This is a genomic window from Bradyrhizobium sp. CB1717, from assembly GCF_029714325.1.
Lineage (GTDB): Bacteria > Pseudomonadota > Alphaproteobacteria > Rhizobiales > Xanthobacteraceae > Bradyrhizobium.
Window position 1 is genome coordinate 1,617,514 of record NZ_CP121666.1, and the last position, 17,233, is coordinate 1,634,746.

Here is a 17,233-nt window from a genome sequence, read left to right on the forward strand (position 1 = left end):
CGATAAATCCTACGCGAAAGGGTCTTGGTTCCGTAACCATGCGGTTTTGCCTCGCGCGCGGCGGCGCCTGGTATCGCACCGGTTGCGGCAGTTGCGTTGGAGTTGAGTGATGAAGAGGCTCGTTGTGGGCGCAGCCGCGTTGGTTGCAGCCGGCTGGACGGGTTCGGCAGGGGCCGCCGACATGAATTATGGAGGGCGCGCGCCCTATACCGTGAACCAGCCGCTCAATGCGTATAGCTGGGCTGGTCCCTATCTCGGCGGCAACATCGGCTACGAATGGGGCTCGGTCGACAACAACCCCGCAAAGCCGTCCGGCTTCGTCGGCGGCGTCCAGGCCGGCTACAATTTCCAGAACGGCCCGTGGGTGTTCGGCGTCGAGGGCGACATCCAGGCGGCCGGTGCCGACGACACCTTCGCACCGTGGAAGTTCTCCAATCCGTGGTTCGGCACGCTGCGCGGCCGCGCCGGCTATGCCTTCAGCAACGTGCTGTTCTACGGCACCGCGGGCCTTGCCTTCGGCGAGCTGCGCGCGCAGACCTTCGGCTGGACGGAGTCGCACACCACCGCCGGCTGGACCATCGGTGCAGGTGCGGAAGTCGGCCTCGCGCCGAACTGGAGTGCGAAGCTCGAATATCTCTACATCGACCTGTCGACGAGCCAGTTCGCAATTACCGGGGTGTCGAACGGCTACAGCGCCAGCGTTGTGCGCGCAGGCGTGAACTATCACTTCTGATAGCTGAAGAAGAAAATACCGGACCACAACCTCCCGGCCGCTCGCGGCCGGGATTTTTTTGCGCCAGGTGCTTTCGCATCAAGCGTTTCGCGGCAGGCTCGCTAGGAGAGGATCACCAGGTTGACCGCCTTGGGTCCCTTCCCCTTCTTGTCCGGTTCGACTTCGAAAGTGATACGCTGTCCTTCGGCAAGGTCTTTCAGTCCCGCACGCTCTACAGCCGTAATATGTACGAAGACATCGCGACCGCCGTCATCAGGCTTGATGAAGCCGTAGCCGCGCTCGCCGTTGAAGAACTTAACTGTTCCCGTCATGGCCATCGGGAAATTCCCCCTTAATGCTCCTCCGTCGCGACGCAGACACACGACACGACATGACCGGGCCTTACGAAGCCCGGGAGAGCTGGCCATCCTTGGTCGGACCTCATTGGCCCGGCGGGATCTTTCTTAGGCCTTCACTCCGCCGCAACCATTCGCGGAAGCGGAACGTAAAGCCAGTCACGGAAACAGCATAATACGGTTCTTTGCGGATTGACTACCGCTACTGCATCTTTTTCCCAAGAATGCCGGAGCGTTACGACTGTTTGGGTACCTCCAATCGGAATCTGGCAGCGCCGCCTTGGCCGAGCGGCATTTCCAGCTCGGGCAGAATGGTCTTGAGCTCGCCGTGCAGCGTGTAGGGCGGATTGACGATCAAAAGCCCGGTCGAGGTGAGGGGCCCGCCATCGGCTTGCGGTGCGGCGCTGAATTCGAGACGCAGGCATTTGCCCGGTGGTTTTGCTGCGGCTGCGAGCCGCGCCACTGATTGTGCCAGCGTGTCGGTGGCGCGGCGGTTCTTGGCCGGATACCAGATTACATAGATACCGGTCGGCCATTTCGCGAAGGCTGCCGAGAAGGCTTCGCCCAGCCGTTCGAACTCGTCCTTGGCCTCGAACGGCGGGTCGATCAGCACGAGACCGCGCCGTTCTTTCGGCGGCACGAAGGCCGGCAGCGCCATCCAGCCGTCGAGATCAACCACGCGCGCCTGCTCGTCGCGGCGCAGCACGTCGATCAGCGCCTTGCGTGCCTTCGGCTCGAGCTCGCAGGCGACGAGGCGGTCCTGCGGCCGCAGCAGACCGCGCGCGATCAGCGGCGAGCCGGGATAGGCCTTGAGCTCGCCCTTCGGATTGAAGGCGCGGACGATGTCGAGATAGGGTTTTGTCAGTGCGATGGTCTCGTTCGACAGGCGCGCCTGCATCAGCCGCGCGATGCCGGTCAGCCACTCGCCGCCGCGGCGCGCCTCGTCGCTTTCGAGATCGTAGAGGCCGGCACCGGCGTGGGTGTCGATGACGCGGAACGCCCCCGGCTTCTCCTGCAGATAGGTGATGATGCGCGCCAGCACGATGTGCTTGATGACATCGGCGAAGTTGCCGGCGTGGAAGGCGTGGCGATAGTTCATGGGATAGGGCTACGTTGTCTTGCGCGATCCTATCCCCTTGTCATTGCGAGCGCAGCGAAGCAATCCAGAATCCATCGGCGGCGGCAGGCTGGATTGCTTCGTCGCAAGAGCTCCTCGCAATGACGGGGAACTACCCACCCCTGATCGGCGGCATCGTCACCTGGTCGCGGCGGCAGGCGCGGCGGTCGATCTCCTCGCAGGCGCGGAATTGCAGGTCCTTGCTGAGGCAGATGCGCACCTCGGACAATCGCGTCCGGTTGCAGGTGACCGAGACGGCGGCGCTGCTGAGGCCCGGATTGGCCTTGATGAAGGCCTCCTCGACGTCACCGGGGGCCACGGTCTTGGCCTGCGACAGATCGAGATACTCGGCCGGGATCTTGATCGCGGCTCGCGCTTTGCGGATCGTCTCGAAATAGCTGCGGTCGGCCAGACCCGAGCAGGTGCCGTGCTTGTCCCACTCGTTGAAGATCAGGCCCGGCGCCGGCATCAGGTCGAGCATCGAGGAGACGATGCTGCGACTCAGCCGCGGCGCCGGCCGCTGGCAATATTCCGGAAAGCCGTTCTCATATTGCGGCCAAAGCCCGTGCACCACGAAGGCGTAGGGCCGGCCGCTGCATTGGATCTGCGAGCGGCCGCCGCGCTCGGCCGCCTCCTCGCAGAACGAGGGCGACCATGACAGCGACAGCACATAGAAATCGAATTCGCCCGGCGCGTTCTGCCGCTTGTCCTGGGCTTTCGCGCCGTCGGCGAGCGACGCCAGCCCGGCGGCAAGGGCGAGTGAGATCACAAGACGGGAGAACGAACGCAATCTGGAATGGAACATGGCGACGCCCTCAACTAGGCTGTGCAATCGAGCCTAGCAGGCGACGAGAACATTTCAAGAACAAATTTCGGGCGCCGGTGGTTCGGCCGCTTGATCGGGCCGAATCAGGGATTTCGAATTACTGCCTGGCGGCGCGGCAGGCCGGGTTGTAGGCCCAGTTGCGATCGAGCCCGACCACGCACCATTCGACGCCATTGCCGTAGCCGGCAAAGCCGCCATCCTCGATGATCGAGAAATGCACCTTGCGGACCTTGCCGTCAGTGAGCATGGCCTCGCCGGTGCAATAGCGGCGCGGGATATTGTCGGACTGCCAGGGCCGGAAAGCGATCTCGCGAACCGCCGAGAAGCCCGTGATCTTCAAGGAGGAATTCCAGAACGAGCTTTCCTTCTCCCAGAACTGGGTGGCGATCGTCGGCAGCGCCTTGTCGCAATCGGTGACGGCGCCGTCATAGCGCGGCCCGCTCAGCCAGAAGTTCAGCTCCAGCGGATTGGCGGCCCGGGCCTCGCCGAGCGACAGCGCCCCGAACATGAGGCCGAGCAAGGCGGCGAAGCGGAGCGATTTGAAGGAGGGGGCGCGCATGGGCAATCCGGACAGCTGGGTCTTCGAAGCTCGGACGGTGCCGCGAAGGCCGGAAGAGGTCAAGTGCAGCGCGGCAACACTTCGCCAGGAGTTGACCAGAACGTCGCGGCCGGCCGGCCTCGGTTCTTTTCACTTTGGCCCCGGCACCGTAAACTGGCGCCAACCAATTGGAGTGACGGGAATGCGAATCATTGCGGCCGCGGGCCTTCTTGCCTTGGGTATGATGGCGAGCCAGTCGGCGCGCGCCGATATCCTTCCAGTGCCGCCGTTCAAGGGCAACGACACCGGCGGCATCATCGCCTATTCGATGGCAAACCAGGTCGATGCGCGGCAGGTCGCGGTCGATCATTGCGCGCGCTACGGCAAGGTCGTCAAATTCCTTGGCGTGCAGGCTTATGAGGGCGGATACATCTCGTTCTCCTGCCGCTGGGTGCCCTATGGCGCCGCCGATCGGCCGATCCGCACGCTCTACTGAGGCGTCGTCGTAACGTCGCAGTCTCTTAGCCGGGAGCTTCCCACATGACGCGCAAACTCGCTTTGCTCGGCTCGGCCCTTTGCGTTGTAGTGTCGGCAGGCAGTGCATCTGCCGACGATCTGCCCGTGCGCAAGGCCGGCCTCTGGGAAATGAAGCTGGTCACGAGCGGCTCGCCCGTGCCCGAAATGACCATGCAGCACTGCACCGACGAGACCGTCGACAAGGAGATGAGCAACAACGTCTCGCCGATGGCCAAGCAAGTCTGCGCCAAGCAGGAGATCAAGAAGACTGCGAGCGGCTATGTCAGCGATTCCGAGTGCAGCGTCGCCGGCGTCAGCACGACTTCGCATGCCGAGATCACAGGCGACTTCAACTCGGCCTACACAGTGAAGTCTTCCTCGCATGCGCAAGGCGGCGTCGCCGGCGCTGCGGGGCGCGATACCACCATGACGCTGCAAGCGAAGTGGTTAGGTGCCTGCAAGCCGGACCAGAAGCCCGGCGACATCGTGATGCCCGGCGGCTTCAAGATGAATGTGCGCGACATGGACAAGCTGAAGGCGCTGCTGCCGAAGTAGGGCGGGATCGTAGCCGCGATGCTCTTTCCCTCTCCCCTGTGGGAGAGGGTGGCTCGCCGCGTAGCGGCGAGACGGGTGAGGGGTTTGTCTCCGCGGCTGAATCTTTTGCTTTGGAGTACGCTGAAGCAACCCCTCATCCGGCGCTTCGCGCCACCTTCTCCCACAACAAGGGGAGAAGGGAAGAAGGCAGCTACACCGGTATCCGCACACTCGCCCTCAATCCGCCCAGCGGGCTGTCGCCCAGCGTGATGTCGCCGCCATGCGAGCGGGCGATGTCGCGGGCAATCGCAAGGCCAAGGCCGGTGCCGCCTTCGTCCTGGTTGCGGGCATTGTCCAGCCGCAGGAACGGCTTGAACACTTCTTCGCGCAGATGGGCGGGAATGCCGGGGCCGTCGTCGTCGACCGTCACGGTCAAATAACGGTGATCGCGCTGCCCGGTGATGGCGATGCTCTTGCCGTAGCGCGCCGCGTTGGTGACGAGGTTGGCGAGGCAGCGCTTGAACGAGGCCGGCTTCACCGTCACCACGGGCAGGCCGTTGAACGCCACGGTCGCGGTGTGGCCGTGGCGCTCGGCGTCGCTGCGCAGCTCCTCGAGCGCCTGCGCCATGTCGGTCGGTTGTGACTGCTCGCCGGAATCGCCGCGGGCAAAGGCGAGGTAATCCTCCAGCATCATCGACATCTCGTCGACGTCCTTGCGCATGCCTTCGAGCTCGGGGCTGTCGCCGATCAGCGCCAGCTCGAGCTTGAAGCGGGTCAGGATGGTGCGCAGATCGTGGCTGACGCCGGCGAGCATCGCGGTGCGCTGCTCCATCGTGCGCTCGATGCGCGACTTCATCTCGAGGAAGGCCACCGCCGCGCGCCGCACCTCGCGCGCGCCGCGCGGGCGGAAATTCGGCGCCTCGCGGCCCTTGCCGAAGCTTTCGGCGGCGTCCGCAAGCCGCAGGATCGGCTTGATCTGGTTGCGCAGGAACAGCACCGCGACGATCAACAGGATCGAGGACGTGCCGACCATCCAGAACAGGAAGATCTCCGAGTTCGAGGCATAGGCGGCGCTGCGCTGCGCGAACACGCGCATCACGGCATCGTCGAGCTGGATGCGGATCTCGACGAGGTTGGAGCGGCCGACGGTGTCGATCCAGAACGAGCGGCCGATCTGGCGGCCGAGCTGCACCGACAGCGTCTGGTCGAGCAGCGAGAAGAACGGCTTCGGTCCCGGCGGCGGCATGTCACCGGCGGGCAGGAAATCGACCACCAACTGCAACCGCTGCCCAATGCTCTTGAGCTGCGCGCGGTCCTTGTCCTGCGGATAGCTCTTATAGACGTCGATCAGCGCGGCGATGTCCTGCACCACCGCGGCCGACAGCCGTCGTGTCACCGTGTTCCAGTGCCGCTCCATGAACACGAAGGCGACCACGGTCTGCAGGATCACCATCGGCACGATCATGATCAGCAGCGCGCGGGCATAGAGGCCGGTCGGCATCCAGCCCTTGAACGCGTTGCCCATCCAGCCATTGGCGGCGGAGACGCGGCCGGCGGCGCTCTTCAGAAGCGTCAGGCCGGTATCGATCGTGCTCATCTAGCGCGCTTCACTTGATCTATGGTGAGGCCACCAGCCGGTAGCCGATGCCACGCACCGCCTGCAGGAACAGCGGATTGGCCGGGTCGGTCTCGATCTTGCGCCGGAGGCGGTTGATCTGCACGTCCACGGCGCGCTCGTTGACGCTGCCATTGCCGGTCAGCGCGCTACGCGGCACGGTCTCGCCCGGCGTCTCCGAGAGAATGCGCAGCATCTCGCGCTCGCGGTCGGTGAGGTGGATGACCTCCTCGCCCTGGCGCAACTCGCCGCGATCGAGATGGTAGACATAGGGACCGAACGCGATCTTCTCGACCGTCGCGGCCTGCTGCGGCGGCGCGGCGCGCTTGAGGATGTTGTTGATGCGCAGCGCAAGCTCGCGCGGCTCGAATGGTTTTGCGACGTAGTCGTCGGCGCCGATTTGCAGGCCCTCGATGCGGGCTTCGGCCTCGTGACGCGCCGTCAGCATCACGATCGGCACCGAGGAGGAGGTCCGGATGAAGCGGGCAAGATCGAAGCCGGTCTCGCCGGGCATCATGACGTCGAGGATCAAGAGGTCGAAATGCAGGCCCAGCAGTTTCGAGCGCGCGTCACCCGCGCTTGCCGCGGTGGTGACGCGGTAGCCCTCGCTGGCGAGAAAGCGCGAGAGCAGGTCGCGGATACGGCGGTCGTCGTCGACCAGCAGCAGATGCGGGGCATCGTCGGCCGGTTGCACCGGCGGACGGGCGAGCGTGGCTGCGAGCGGCACGGTCACTCCTTCGAGTCTTGATTGACGGAGGCGAAGATCGTCTCGAGCACCTTGTCCGGATCGTCTCGGTCGATCATCGCGCGCAGGAAGCGCTTGACCGTCTCGGCGTCCTGCGGACCCATCTCGGCAAGTGCCTTGGTGATCCGCGTGGTCTGCAGCCCGGCGAGCTTCTGGACCAGCGCCTCGCCCTTCGGCGTCGCGTAGAGCAGGCGCTGGCGGCGGTCATTGTCGCCGGTCTTCTGCACGATATAGCCCTCGTCCAGGAGCTGCTTGAGCACCCGGCCGAGCGACTGTTTTGTGATGCGCAGGACGTCGAGCAGGTCGGCGACCTTCAGCCCGGGATAGCGGTAGACGAAGTGCATGACACGGTGGTGGGCCCGGCCGAAGCCGAACGCCTCGAGTTCCTGGTCGGGATCACCGACGAAATCGCGATAGGCGAAGAACAGCAGCTCGATGATATCCCAGCGCAAATTGCCTCCATCACCTGCGGCCGGCCGGTGCGCGGCAGCGTCTTGAGGGGGAGTCGCGAAATTTATGTCAGGCATATTGACGTATCTTGGGTTCAATGTTACAAAAGGATCGACCCGCACGAAATTTTAGATCGTTTCGCATCGGGTGGCATCGTAGCAGGGCGGCCGGAGAGAGCCGGACAGGCGGCGACGGCCGAAGCAGATCTACCGTGCGATTGTCGAGCGGCATTTCGGCAAAACATACTGGACTTCCGCCTTCCGCAAAAGCATGTCCTCGGCGACATGCTGGCCACGGAAACCGGCCGTAACATGGCTGGCGGCGGTCCGGCCAGAAACCCAATCAAGCCAGCCGGCCCCGAAACGGGCAGGCGGGCGCCAGAATAGCGCCGCCACCGGCAGCGGGAGGCAAGGACATGAGCATGAAATTCGACATCCAGCCCGCAACCAATCCGACGTCCGAAAAGGACCGTGTCGCCAAGCTGGTGGACCCCGGCTTCGGGCGGGTCTTCACCGACCACATGGCGATCGTCCGCTACAACCAGGCCAAGGGCGGCTGGTATGAGGCCCGCGTCGAGGCGCGCGCCAACTTCCAGCTCGATCCGGCCGGCGCGGTCCTGCACTACGCCCAGGAAATCTTCGAAGGCCTCAAGGCCTACAAGCGCGACGATGGCGGTGTGAACCTGTTCCGTCCCGACGCCAATGCGCGGCGCTTCAAGGATTCCGCCGACCGCATGGCGATGGCGCAATTGCCCGAGGACGTCTTCATCGAGGCGGTCGAGCAGGTCGTGCGCATCGATCGCGCCTGGATGCCGGGCGGCGAGGGCAGCCTTTACCTGCGCCCCTTCATGATCGCGAGCGAGACCTTCCTCGGCGTCAAGCCGTCGTCCGAATACATCTTTGCGGTGATCGCTTCGCCTGTCGGCTCCTACTTCAAGGGTGGGCCTGCGCCGGTGTCGATCTGGGTCTCCGAGAACTATACGCGCGCCGCGATCGGTGGCACCGGCGCCGTCAAATGCGGCGGCAACTATGCCGCGAGCCTGCGCGCCCAGGCGGAAGCGATCCAGCACGGCTGCGATCAGGTCGTCTTCCTCGACGCGGTCGAGCGCCGCTATATCGAGGAACTCGGCGGCATGAACATCTTCTTCGTGTTCGACGACGGCTCGCTCTCGACGCCGCCGCTCGGCACGATCTTGCCCGGCATCACCCGCGACTCCATCATCGCGCTCGCCCGCGATGCCGGCAAGACCGTGCGCGAGGAGCCGTACTCGCTCGACCAGTGGCGCAAGGATGCGGCCTCCGGCAGGCTCAAGGAAGCCTTCGCCTGCGGCACCGCCGCCGTGATCTCGCCGATCGGCAAGGTGCGTTCGGTGAGCGGCGATTTCGAGATCTCGGGCGGCGCCGCCGGCCCCGTCGCCATGGGCCTGCGCAAGCAGCTCGTCGACATCCAGTACGGCCGCACCAACGATCCGCACAATTGGATCCGCAAGGTGTTTTGATCTCTTCACCCTCCCCTGGAGGGGGAGGGTCGATCGCGCGAAGCGCGAGCGAGCTTGGGTGATTTCTCCACACGGGCGGTGCGCAGAGTGGAGAGACCGTCACCCCGCCCCGTCTCTCATCTTCGCTATGCTCAGATGCGAGCCGACCCTCCCCCTCCAGGGGAGGGTAAGACGCGCAACGTTTGTGGCTTATTGCGCACTGAACGTGCTGCTGCCGACATGCGACAAAGCCAGGACACAACAAGCATCCTGGACATCGCGAACATGGCATCCAAACTCTCCCAACCCATGAAATGGGTGGTTCTCGCCGCCATCACCGGCGTCTCCGTTTTCGGCATCCTGACCATCGGCCCCACGCACGAGGTGGTCGCGCAGGACCGCTCGCCGATCGTCGACGTGCGCACCACCGCCCCCAAGATGAATGCCGCGATTGCCCGCGCCCGCGGCTCGCTGCCGACCTTCTGGGCCTCCTATGACGCGCCAAAATCGTCGGAGACCGGGCACGCCCTGAAAGTCCGCTTCTCGACCCGCAAGGGCGGCGAGCACATCTGGATCGGCGAGGTGAAGAAGCAGCCCGACGGCAGCTATTCCGGTCTGTTCGCCAATGAGCCGCGCGATCTGCCGGGCAAGCACGCAGGCGACGAGGTCAAGTTCAGCGAAGCCGACATCTCGGACTGGATGTTCATGCGCAACGGCAAGATCGTCGGCGGCGAGACCATCAAGCCGACGCTGAAGTCGCTGCCGAAGGCGGACGCGGACGCGCTCCGGGCCCGGATGGAGCGGCCGTAGGGCAAGCTCTCTCTTACCCTCTCCCAGCAAGCGGGGCGAGGTGAAGAACAGCCCGGTTGCCGCCTCGCGCCCCGGCTGGTAAACGCCGCGCATGGCCGAGAAACCCAAAAAACCCCAGAAACTGAAGGCGCGCCTGCCGCGCGGGCTCGAGGATCGCGATCCCGCCGCGATCCGGGCGACGCGCGAGATGGTCGAGAAGATCCGCGCCGTCTACGAGCTCTACGGTTTCGAGCCGGTGGAAACGCCGGCGATGGAATACACCGACGCGCTCGGCAAATTCCTGCCCGACCAGGACCGTCCGAACGAGGGCGTGTTCTCGTTCCAGGACGACGACGAGCAGTGGATCAGCCTGCGCTACGATCTGACCGCGCCGCTCGCCCGCTACGTCGCCGAGAATTTCGACACGCTGCCCAAGCCCTACCGCAGCTATCGCGCCGGTTACGTGTTCCGCAACGAGAAGCCCGGCCCCGGCCGCTTCCGCCAGTTCATGCAGTTCGATGCCGACACGGTCGGCTCGGCGACGCCGGCGGCGGATGCCGAGATCTGCATGATGGCGGCCGACACGATGGAAGCGCTGGGCATCGCGCGCGGCTCCTATGTCGTGAAGGTCAACAACCGAAAAGTGCTCGACGGTGTTCTCGAAGCCATCGGGCTCGCCGGTGCCGAGAACGCAGGCCGCAGGCTGACCGTGCTGCGCGCCATCGACAAGCTCGACAAGTTCTCCGCCGACGAAGTGCGCAAATTGCTTGGTCCCGGACGATGGGATGGTGGCGAGGAAGGCAAGGGCGACTTCACCAAGGGCGCCAATTTGAGCGAAGCTGAAGCTGACGTCGTTCTCGCCATCACCAGGCCGCGCGACGATTGGAAAGAGGCCGTTGCCGCCGCAGAAACCTACCTCGCCAAGAGCGAGATCGGTCAAGCCGGCGTCAGCGAGCTGGAAGAGATTGCGAAGCTGGTGACGGCGTCGGGCTACGGCGCGGACCGCATCAAGATCGATCCGTCCGTGGTGCGCGGCCTCGAATATTACACCGGCCCGGTCTACGAGGTCGAACTGCTGCTCGACACCAAGGACGAGAAGGGCCGCCCTGTGCGCTTCGGCTCCGTCGGCGGCGGTGGCCGCTATGACGGCCTCGTCTCGCGCTTCCGCGGCGAGCCGGTGCCGGCGACCGGATTTTCCATCGGCGTCTCGCGGCTGCAGGCGGCGCTGACGCTGCTCGGCAAGCTCGACACGCGGCCCGAATTCGGGCCCGTCGTCGTCACCGTGTTCGATCGCGACCGTGTCGCCGACTATCAGAAGATGGTGGCAAGCTTGCGCACCGCGGGCATCCGCGCCGAGCTCTATCTCGGCAATCCCAAGAACATGGGCAACCAGCTCAAATATGCCGATCGCCGCAACTCACCCTGCGTCATCATCCAGGGCTCGGACGAGAAGGCGCGTGGCGAGGTGCAGATCAAGGATCTGGTCGAAGGCGCGAAGGCAGCCGCGGCGATCGCTTCCAATCAGGAATGGCGCGAGACCCGCCCGGCGCAGTTCTCGTGCAGCGAAGCCGATCTCGTCGCAAAAGTGCGTGAAGTCCTCGCGCGCCATGACGTGAGCTGGGGCTAGCCATTCGCTCCATTGGTCATGCGCGGGCTTGACCCGCGCATCCATCTTTCAAATGATGAATGGCCGGGACAAGCCCGGCCATGACGACCAGCAGCAGGGAGACAACGATGCCTGAGATCACCATCAGCATGGCCGAGGGCCGCACCGACGAGCAGAAGGCCGGCATGATGCGCGACATCACCCAGGCGCTGGTGAAGAACCTCGGCGTCGACGCCGATGCCGTCGTCATCCAGATCAACGAAGCCCCGCTCCGCCACAAGATGAAGGGCGGCAAGACGTTCGTGGAGCGCGCGGCGGCTGCGAAGAAGTAGCCGACGCAGTAGCGTCAAACACAACTGTCGTCCCGGCGAAGGCCGGGACCCATAACCCCAGGGAGAAGTTGCGGCGCGGGCCGGCAACTCCGAGTCTTCGCCAAACTACGTCAGGTGGCTATGGGTCCCGGCCTTCGCCGGGATGACGGATGGAGTGACCATGGACGCACGCGACTTCATCAAGATCGGCATGAGCGCCGAGCGCACCCTGGTGGTCCCAGTGGAGCGCACTGTCGGGCATTTCGTGCCCGGCATGCCCATGGTGTATGCGACGCCGATGATGATCCTCGAGATGGAGATGACCGCGGGCGATGCGATCCGCGCCGCGCTTCAGCCGGGCTGGGTCACCGTCGGCACCGAGGTCGACATCCGCCATCTTGCAGCAGCGCTGGTCGGCGCGACGGTGCGGACCACCGCGAAGGTGACTGCCGTCGAGCGCCGCGTCATCCGCTTCGAGGTCGAGGCATTCGAGGGCGCGCGCAAGCTCGGCGAGGGCCGCCACGCACGCGGGCTCGTCAATGTCGAGATGTTCAACAAGCGGCTGGCCGCTGGCTCGAAATCGTAGGGTGGGCAAGGCGCAAAGCGCCGTGCCCACCATCGTTCCTCAACCGCGATGAAGTTGGTGGGCACGCTTCGCTTTGCCCACCCTACGGCACCTGTTTACTTCGCCAGTTCCTTCGACCGCTTCGTCGCCGCCGCGATCGCGCGGATCATCAGATCGCGCAATCCCGGCTCGCCCATCAGCACGCCGAGCGCAGCGGCCGTGGTGCCGCCGGGCGAGGTGACGTTCTGGCGCAGCGTGGCGGAGGGGAGCTCCGACTGGTGCAGTAGCTCGCCGGAGCCGGCGACGGTCTCGCGCGCAAGCCTGGTCGCGAGCGCTTCGGGTAGCCCCGCCTCCAAGCCGGCCCGCGCCAGCTCCTCGGCGAGCAGGAACACATAGGCCGGGCCCGAGCCGGACACGGCGGTCACCGCGTCCATCAGGCCTTCATCCTCGATCCATTCGACCGAGCCGGTGGCACGCAGCAGCGCGTCCGCCACCGCGCGCTGCGCGGGGCTGACGGTCTTCGCCGCAACTGCGACGGTGATGCCGCGGCCGATCGCAGCCGGCGTGTTCGGCATCGCGCGCACCACGGCGCCGCCGCAGACCTCCTCGAGCGAGGCGATCGTGGTTCCCGCCATGATCGAGACCACCGAGGTCTTGTCCGAGACGAAAGCTTTCAACTTCGCGCCGGCCTCGCGGAACATCTGCGGCTTCACCGCGACGACCATGGTCTCGACTGTGCCCGCGGCCTTCACGTCGGGATTGAGCGCGACGCCCTTGGCGGCAAGTGCCGTGATCTCGGGCGAGATGAACGGGTCGACTACCGCGACGCGGCGCGGGTCGAGCCCGCCCGCCAGCCATCCGGTCAGCATCGCGCCGCCCATCTTGCCGGCGCCGGCGAGCAGGATGGTGCCGGTGATGTTTTGAAGGGTGCTGTTTGCCATCGCTGTTGCCACAAAATCCGCCGTCGTCCTGGCGAAAGCCAGGACCCATTACCCCGGCTGGTTCTAGTGGATGGCGGGCAGAGCAACAAGTATTGCGAGATACGGAGAGACCTCGCGGTATGGGTCCTGGCTTTCGCCAGGACGACGTTGGGGAGGGAGCGTTGGCTCCCTTGCAGACTTACGCCTCGCCCACCGTATCGAACATCGCCGCGTCCATTGCCTCGGTCGTGGTCTTGCCGGCCCACACCACGAACTGGAACGCAGGGAAGTAGCGCTCGCAGGCGTGGATCGCGCCGGCGAGCATGGCCTCGCATTGCGCGGGCGAGGCGGTGAGGCCGCCCGGCAGCACCAGGGCCTGGCGGTGCATGACCATGCCGGTGTTGGTCCACAGATCGAAATGGCCGACCCACAGCTGCTCGTTGACGGCGGCGACGAGCCGCTGCACTTCGCTCCGCCGCGCGAGCGGTATCTTCATGTCGAACGCGCAGGCCAGATGCAGCGCCTCGATCTCGCCCATCCAGGTGAAGGAGATCTGGTAGTCGGTCCATTGTCCCTTGGAGACAATCGTGAGTTCGTCTTCGCCGGAGCGTTCGAACGGCCAGTTGTTGCTGGCAGCGATATCCTCGACCACCGCGAGCGGATGGTTTCGGGAATCGATGTTGCCTTCGAGCAGGGACATGCCGTCTCGACCTCTTGCCTTCTTGTTGTCGTTGATACGCACGCGGTTGGGCCCGGCGCGCGCTCCCTAAACGCTACGGCGTCCCCTCGGAGTCGCTCTAGCGATCTCCTCGGAGTCGCTCTTGCTATCCCTCGGATCAGCGCGGGCCTGTCGCGGATCAAGTGATGTGATTTGCGGAATCTGCGCAACGGGGTCGCGAGTCCGTCCACAAGCCAGGACTCGGTCGTCCACAGCTCATCTCCGCCACAATTGTTAACGTGGGAGTCGCGATCCGGACGGATGAGAACAAACCGGAATCGGATTCGAGCGGCTGGCGCCAATCGTTAATTCCGTCCCGCGAGGCCGCCCGCCACGATGGCATGGCACCATGCGCTTTCCCCATGGGGAACGCGCTTGCTGTCGCCGCCGGCCGGCGTCATATTTCCGGTCAGGCCGTTCATTCCGGACGGCCGATGTTCTCAGGGCGGGGTGAAAGTCCCCACCGGCGGTAAGGGCCGAAAGGCCCAAGCCCGCGAGCGCCTTCTCCGAGGTCTTGTCCGAAGGGAAGGGTCAGCAGATTCGGTGCAATTCCGAAGCCGACGGTTAAAGTCCGGATGAAAGAGAACGGTCGGTGGCAGACGCATCGTGAGGATGCGGCTGTTTGTCGTTCCGTGTGCCCTGATTCTGGTCCTTGAACCGAGGAAAGCCATGAATCAGATGTTGCAAGATCCCCAAACCGAAACGTCCCAACCCACCCAAACGCCGCCGCCGGTTCCGCAGGAGCCGGCACCCGCGCATCCGCGCTTCGCCAAACCGCAGCGGGTGGCCTTCGTGCAGGCCTGCTGGCACCGCGACGTGGTCGAGGAAGCCCGCATCGCCTTCATGAAGGAAGCCGAGGCGCGTCACCTCACCCATGTCGACGTGTTCGAGGTGCCGGGCTCGTTCGAGATTCCGCTGCACGCGCAGCTGCTCGCCAAGACTCGGCGCTACACCGCGATCGTCGCCGCCGGCCTCGTCGTCGACGGCGGCATCTATCGCCACGAGTTCGTCGCCGACACAGTGATCAAGGCGCTGATGGACGTGCAGCTGCGCACCGAGGTGCCGGTGTTCTCGGCGGTGCTGACGCCGCAGCAATTCCACGAGACCGAAGTGCACTACGATTTCTTCCGCAGGCATTTCGCCATCAAGGGCGTCGAGGTCGCGGCAGCCTGTGCGGAGACGTTGCACGGCCTGGAGCGCCTGCGCGGCCAGGTCGCGGCGGGGATCGTGGGGTAGGCACAACACGATTGTTTCCGGGGCGGCGGCTGCGCCGCCCCGGTTGACGATGCATCTTCGTCTGACCTACGCGACTGGCTGATCCGGCTTGAGCAGCCGATAATGCAGCCGTGCATAATTGCCGAGCCATCTGACGGCGGCGTTGAGTCCAAGCGCCAATAGCGCAGCGAAGCCCGCCCCCGTGGTTACCAACGCGACGCCTGCGAGCCCGCGCAAGATCACATTGACCACGTGTCCGTCGCCAAAATGCTTGTAGACACTGATCAGCAACCCGATGCCGACGATCCCCAGCACGCACATGACGAAAGCGATCAGGAGCAGGATGAGTAGAACGGCAAGCAACAATGGCAGCAGCAAGACGATGTCGACCACGGCGAGGCCACTGAGCGCCAGCAGCGGCCGTGGAGTTGCGGAAGGAGTGATGGTTCTCCCACCGGCGCAGTCCCGTCTCGGCGCGCAGCTCGCGCGCCAGTCGTCGTGGGTCGCCGAGCGCGGAGGCAACCTCCTGCTCCGTTCGCCCTGAGGCGCGGGCCTCCCCGAAATGGGCAGCGTAGTCGGACAGAATATCGTCGATCTCGGCCGCGGGCAGTCCAGTGAGCCCATCGGCGAGGATGTGAAGGAAGTCGTCGCGGGTCATCTGGCGTCTCCGAGGAGGCGGTCGACTGCGTCGGTAAAGCTTCGCCATTCGCGCTTCTGCGCCGTGAAGGCGGCGCGGCCGGCGGCCGTCAGACGGTAGTATTTGCGCGGCGGGCCGCTGCTGGATTCCTCAAGGCGGGTGTCGACCAGCCCGTCGTCCTGCATTCGCCGCATCAGCGGATAGATCGTGCCTTCACCCATGCCGACGCCGGCCGACAGCGTGCTCGCGATCTCGTAGGCATAGCTCTCTCCGCGCGCGAGCAGAGCGAGCACGCAGAGTTCCAGCGCGCCCTTCTTGAGCTGAACCTGATTCGTCGAGTCGGCCATTTCCTCCTTGACTACACCGCTTTCGAAGAAGCTTATATAGCAAGGTACTATGTATTGCAAGGTACCTGTGAATACCCCATTCTGGAGGAAACGAGCTATGGCTTCTCTCAACCGTCGTCATCTGCTGGCTGGTCTTGGCGCGAGTGTGGCTCTGCCATGGGTCGTTCCGGCCGTTGCCGCTTCGTCCGATGCGGCCGAGCGTCTCGCCGCGCTCGTGCAGGCGGGAAAGGTGCCCGGTCTGCACGCGCTCCTGGTGAGCCAGGGCGGCAAGCTCGTGTTCGAGCACTATGGGGAGGGCGAGGATCAAAGGTGGGACCGAACGCTCGGCAACGTCGTGTTTGGTCCTGACGTGCTGCACGATCTTCGTTCGGTATCGAAGAGCGTCGTTGGACTGGCCTATGGGATCGCGCTTAGTGAAGGCAAGGTGCCGGCGCCGGACGCAAAGCTCTATGCGCAGTTTCCGGAATATGCCGATCTCGCAGCACAGCCAGGCCGAGACAAGCTCACGATCCATCATCTGCTTTCGATGACGCTCGGCCTTGAATGGGATGAGCTCACCATTCCCTATGGCGATCCACGCAACAGCGAGATTGCGATGGAAGCCGCGCCCGATCGTTATCGTTTCATTCTCGGGCGCCCGATCGTCGGCGAGCCCGGCGCGAAATGGACCTATTGCGGCGGCGCCACCGCGCTGCTCGGCCGGCTCATCGCCAAAGGCACTGGTCAAGCCCTGCCGGCCTATTGCCGCCGCGTGCTGTTCGATCCCCTGGGCTTCGGCCCGTCCGACTGGAGCGTCGGCCATGATGGCGAGCCGCGCGCTGCGTCAGGGGCGCGTCTCCTGCCGCGCGATCTTCTCAAGATTGGTCAGCTTATGCTGGCGAATGGCCGCTGGAATGGAAAGTCCGTCGTTCCGGCCGATTGGGTCAAGCGCGTGACGACGCCTGTCGTCCAGACCCGGGTTGGCCGCGACTACGGCTATCAATGGTACATCGGCGATTTCGCCACCGCGCAGCCGCTGCACTGGTTCGGTGCTGTCGGCTGGGGCGGCCAATATCTGTATGTAATTCCAGCGCGTGATCTCGCCTTCGTGATCCACTGTGGAAATTATGGGCGATCAGGGCAGGAGCAGGCCGCCGTGTTGATCGCACTCTTGAACGACGTGGTGCTCCCGGGCTTTGCGACGTGAGGCGCCGCTCGCATCGCAACGAGAATAAGGTCGGCACGGCGCGTCGCGCCTTT

Annotated in this window: 21 protein-coding genes, 1 pseudogene and 1 riboswitch; of the genes and pseudogenes, 10 read left to right on the forward strand and 12 right to left on the reverse strand. The window is 64.8% G+C overall.

Annotated features, from left to right (window positions below):
- Window positions 1–109 precede the first annotated feature (109 nt).
- The gene (locus QA649_RS07660; RefSeq protein WP_283023647.1) at window positions 110–733 is read left to right on the forward strand and encodes an outer membrane protein; all 624 of its coding nucleotides are present in this window, start codon (window positions 110–112) and stop codon (window positions 731–733) included.
- A 101-nt stretch (window positions 734–834) separates the two neighbouring features.
- Here QA649_RS07660 and QA649_RS07665 read toward each other — a convergent pair whose 3' ends face one another.
- From QA649_RS07665 to QA649_RS07680, 4 genes are all read right to left on the reverse strand, one after another.
- Entirely contained in the window at window positions 835–1,050 is a 216-nt protein-coding gene (locus tag QA649_RS07665; protein WP_008544396.1) for a cold-shock protein, read from the reverse strand.
- Between the two features lie 253 nt (window positions 1,051–1,303).
- Window positions 1,304–2,167: a 23S rRNA (adenine(2030)-N(6))-methyltransferase RlmJ gene (gene rlmJ / locus QA649_RS07670; protein WP_283023648.1), complete on the reverse strand. Its 864-nt coding sequence runs from the start codon at window positions 2,165–2,167 to the stop codon at window positions 1,304–1,306.
- A gap of 130 nt (window positions 2,168–2,297) precedes the next feature.
- The gene (locus QA649_RS07675; protein WP_283023649.1) at window positions 2,298–2,990 is read right to left on the reverse strand and encodes a ribonuclease T2; all 693 of its coding nucleotides are present in this window, start codon (window positions 2,988–2,990) and stop codon (window positions 2,298–2,300) included.
- A 118-nt stretch (window positions 2,991–3,108) separates the two neighbouring features.
- Complete coding sequence (locus QA649_RS07680; protein WP_283023650.1) at window positions 3,109–3,570, reverse strand: hypothetical protein; 462 nt, start codon at window positions 3,568–3,570, stop codon at window positions 3,109–3,111.
- A 181-nt stretch (window positions 3,571–3,751) separates the two neighbouring features.
- On the opposite strand from QA649_RS07680, the gene QA649_RS07685 reads away from it, so the two are divergent.
- The gene (locus QA649_RS07685; protein ID WP_212341843.1) at window positions 3,752–4,045 is read left to right on the forward strand and encodes a hypothetical protein; all 294 of its coding nucleotides are present in this window, start codon (window positions 3,752–3,754) and stop codon (window positions 4,043–4,045) included.
- Between the two features lie 44 nt (window positions 4,046–4,089).
- On the forward strand, window positions 4,090–4,620 hold the full coding sequence (locus QA649_RS07690) for a DUF3617 family protein (protein ID WP_018648362.1): 531 nt from the start codon (window positions 4,090–4,092) through the stop codon (window positions 4,618–4,620).
- Between the two features lie 190 nt (window positions 4,621–4,810).
- Here the strand turns inward: QA649_RS07690 and QA649_RS07695 are convergent, their stop codons facing one another.
- Genes QA649_RS07695 through QA649_RS07705 form a run of 3 tightly spaced genes read right to left on the reverse strand, consistent with a single transcriptional unit; the run spans window position 4,811 to window position 7,411 of the window.
- Window positions 4,811–6,196 (reverse strand): ATP-binding protein, encoded by a 1,386-nt coding sequence (locus QA649_RS07695; RefSeq protein WP_283023651.1) that lies wholly within the window; start codon window positions 6,194–6,196, stop codon window positions 4,811–4,813.
- 19 nt (window positions 6,197–6,215) lie between these two features.
- Window positions 6,216–6,947: a response regulator transcription factor gene (locus tag QA649_RS07700; protein ID WP_283023652.1), complete on the reverse strand. Its 732-nt coding sequence runs from the start codon at window positions 6,945–6,947 to the stop codon at window positions 6,216–6,218.
- On the reverse strand, window positions 6,944–7,411 hold the full coding sequence (locus tag QA649_RS07705) for a MarR family transcriptional regulator (protein WP_035668473.1): 468 nt from the start codon (window positions 7,409–7,411) through the stop codon (window positions 6,944–6,946). Before QA649_RS07705 ends, QA649_RS07700 begins: the two co-directional genes overlap by 4 nt.
- Before the next feature lie 413 nt (window positions 7,412–7,824).
- On the opposite strand from QA649_RS07705, the gene QA649_RS07710 reads away from it, so the two are divergent.
- The 5 genes from QA649_RS07710 (at window position 7,825) to QA649_RS07730 (ending at window position 12,178) form a co-directional block, all read left to right on the forward strand.
- Window positions 7,825–8,907, forward strand: coding sequence for a branched-chain amino acid aminotransferase (locus QA649_RS07710; RefSeq protein WP_283023653.1), 1,083 nt, complete (start codon window positions 7,825–7,827; stop codon window positions 8,905–8,907).
- A 264-nt stretch (window positions 8,908–9,171) separates the two neighbouring features.
- Window positions 9,172–9,696 (forward strand): DUF2314 domain-containing protein, encoded by a 525-nt coding sequence (locus QA649_RS07715; RefSeq protein WP_283023654.1) that lies wholly within the window; start codon window positions 9,172–9,174, stop codon window positions 9,694–9,696.
- A gap of 91 nt (window positions 9,697–9,787) precedes the next feature.
- Complete coding sequence (gene hisS, locus QA649_RS07720) at window positions 9,788–11,302, forward strand: histidine--tRNA ligase (protein ID WP_283023655.1); 1,515 nt, start codon at window positions 9,788–9,790, stop codon at window positions 11,300–11,302.
- Window positions 11,303–11,409: 107 nt separating this feature from the next.
- Window positions 11,410–11,613, forward strand: coding sequence for a tautomerase family protein (locus tag QA649_RS07725; protein WP_025033847.1), 204 nt, complete (start codon window positions 11,410–11,412; stop codon window positions 11,611–11,613).
- Between the two features lie 160 nt (window positions 11,614–11,773).
- A complete protein-coding gene (locus QA649_RS07730; RefSeq protein WP_283023656.1) occupies window positions 11,774–12,178 on the forward strand; it encodes a hotdog domain-containing protein in 405 nt (134 codons plus the stop codon).
- 95 nt (window positions 12,179–12,273) lie between these two features.
- Here QA649_RS07730 and proC read toward each other — a convergent pair whose 3' ends face one another.
- Window positions 12,274–13,098 (reverse strand): pyrroline-5-carboxylate reductase, encoded by an 825-nt coding sequence (gene proC, locus QA649_RS07735; RefSeq protein WP_283023657.1) that lies wholly within the window; start codon window positions 13,096–13,098, stop codon window positions 12,274–12,276.
- A 178-nt stretch (window positions 13,099–13,276) separates the two neighbouring features.
- Window positions 13,277–13,777 (reverse strand): YbjN domain-containing protein, encoded by a 501-nt coding sequence (locus tag QA649_RS07740; RefSeq protein ID WP_283023658.1) that lies wholly within the window; start codon window positions 13,775–13,777, stop codon window positions 13,277–13,279.
- A gap of 450 nt (window positions 13,778–14,227) precedes the next feature.
- Window positions 14,228–14,386, forward strand: a riboswitch (FMN riboswitch).
- A 78-nt stretch (window positions 14,387–14,464) separates the two neighbouring features.
- Here QA649_RS07740 and QA649_RS07745 point away from each other — a divergent pair.
- The gene (locus tag QA649_RS07745) at window positions 14,465–15,031 is read left to right on the forward strand and encodes a 6,7-dimethyl-8-ribityllumazine synthase (RefSeq protein WP_283023659.1); all 567 of its coding nucleotides are present in this window, start codon (window positions 14,465–14,467) and stop codon (window positions 15,029–15,031) included.
- Window positions 15,032–15,097: 66 nt separating this feature from the next.
- Here QA649_RS07745 and QA649_RS42930 read toward each other — a convergent pair whose 3' ends face one another.
- The 3 genes and pseudogenes from QA649_RS42930 to QA649_RS07755 all read right to left on the reverse strand — a co-directional run bounded on the left by QA649_RS42930 (window position 15,098) and on the right by QA649_RS07755 (window position 15,994).
- Window positions 15,098–15,403 (reverse strand): hypothetical protein, encoded by a 306-nt coding sequence (locus QA649_RS42930; protein WP_349254096.1) that lies wholly within the window; start codon window positions 15,401–15,403, stop codon window positions 15,098–15,100.
- Window positions 15,404–15,485: 82 nt separating this feature from the next.
- Window positions 15,486–15,716: pseudogene (locus tag QA649_RS42935) on the reverse strand (DUF1700 domain-containing protein); the annotation flags it as partial.
- Window positions 15,665–15,994 (reverse strand): PadR family transcriptional regulator, encoded by a 330-nt coding sequence (locus QA649_RS07755; RefSeq protein ID WP_254123263.1) that lies wholly within the window; start codon window positions 15,992–15,994, stop codon window positions 15,665–15,667. The pseudogene QA649_RS42935 and the gene QA649_RS07755, both read right to left, overlap by 52 nt.
- Window positions 15,995–16,091: 97 nt before the next feature.
- On the opposite strand from QA649_RS07755, the gene QA649_RS07760 reads away from it, so the two are divergent.
- Entirely contained in the window at window positions 16,092–17,180 is a 1,089-nt protein-coding gene (locus QA649_RS07760) for a serine hydrolase (protein WP_283023660.1), read from the forward strand.
- Window positions 17,181–17,233: the final 53 nt, after the last annotated feature.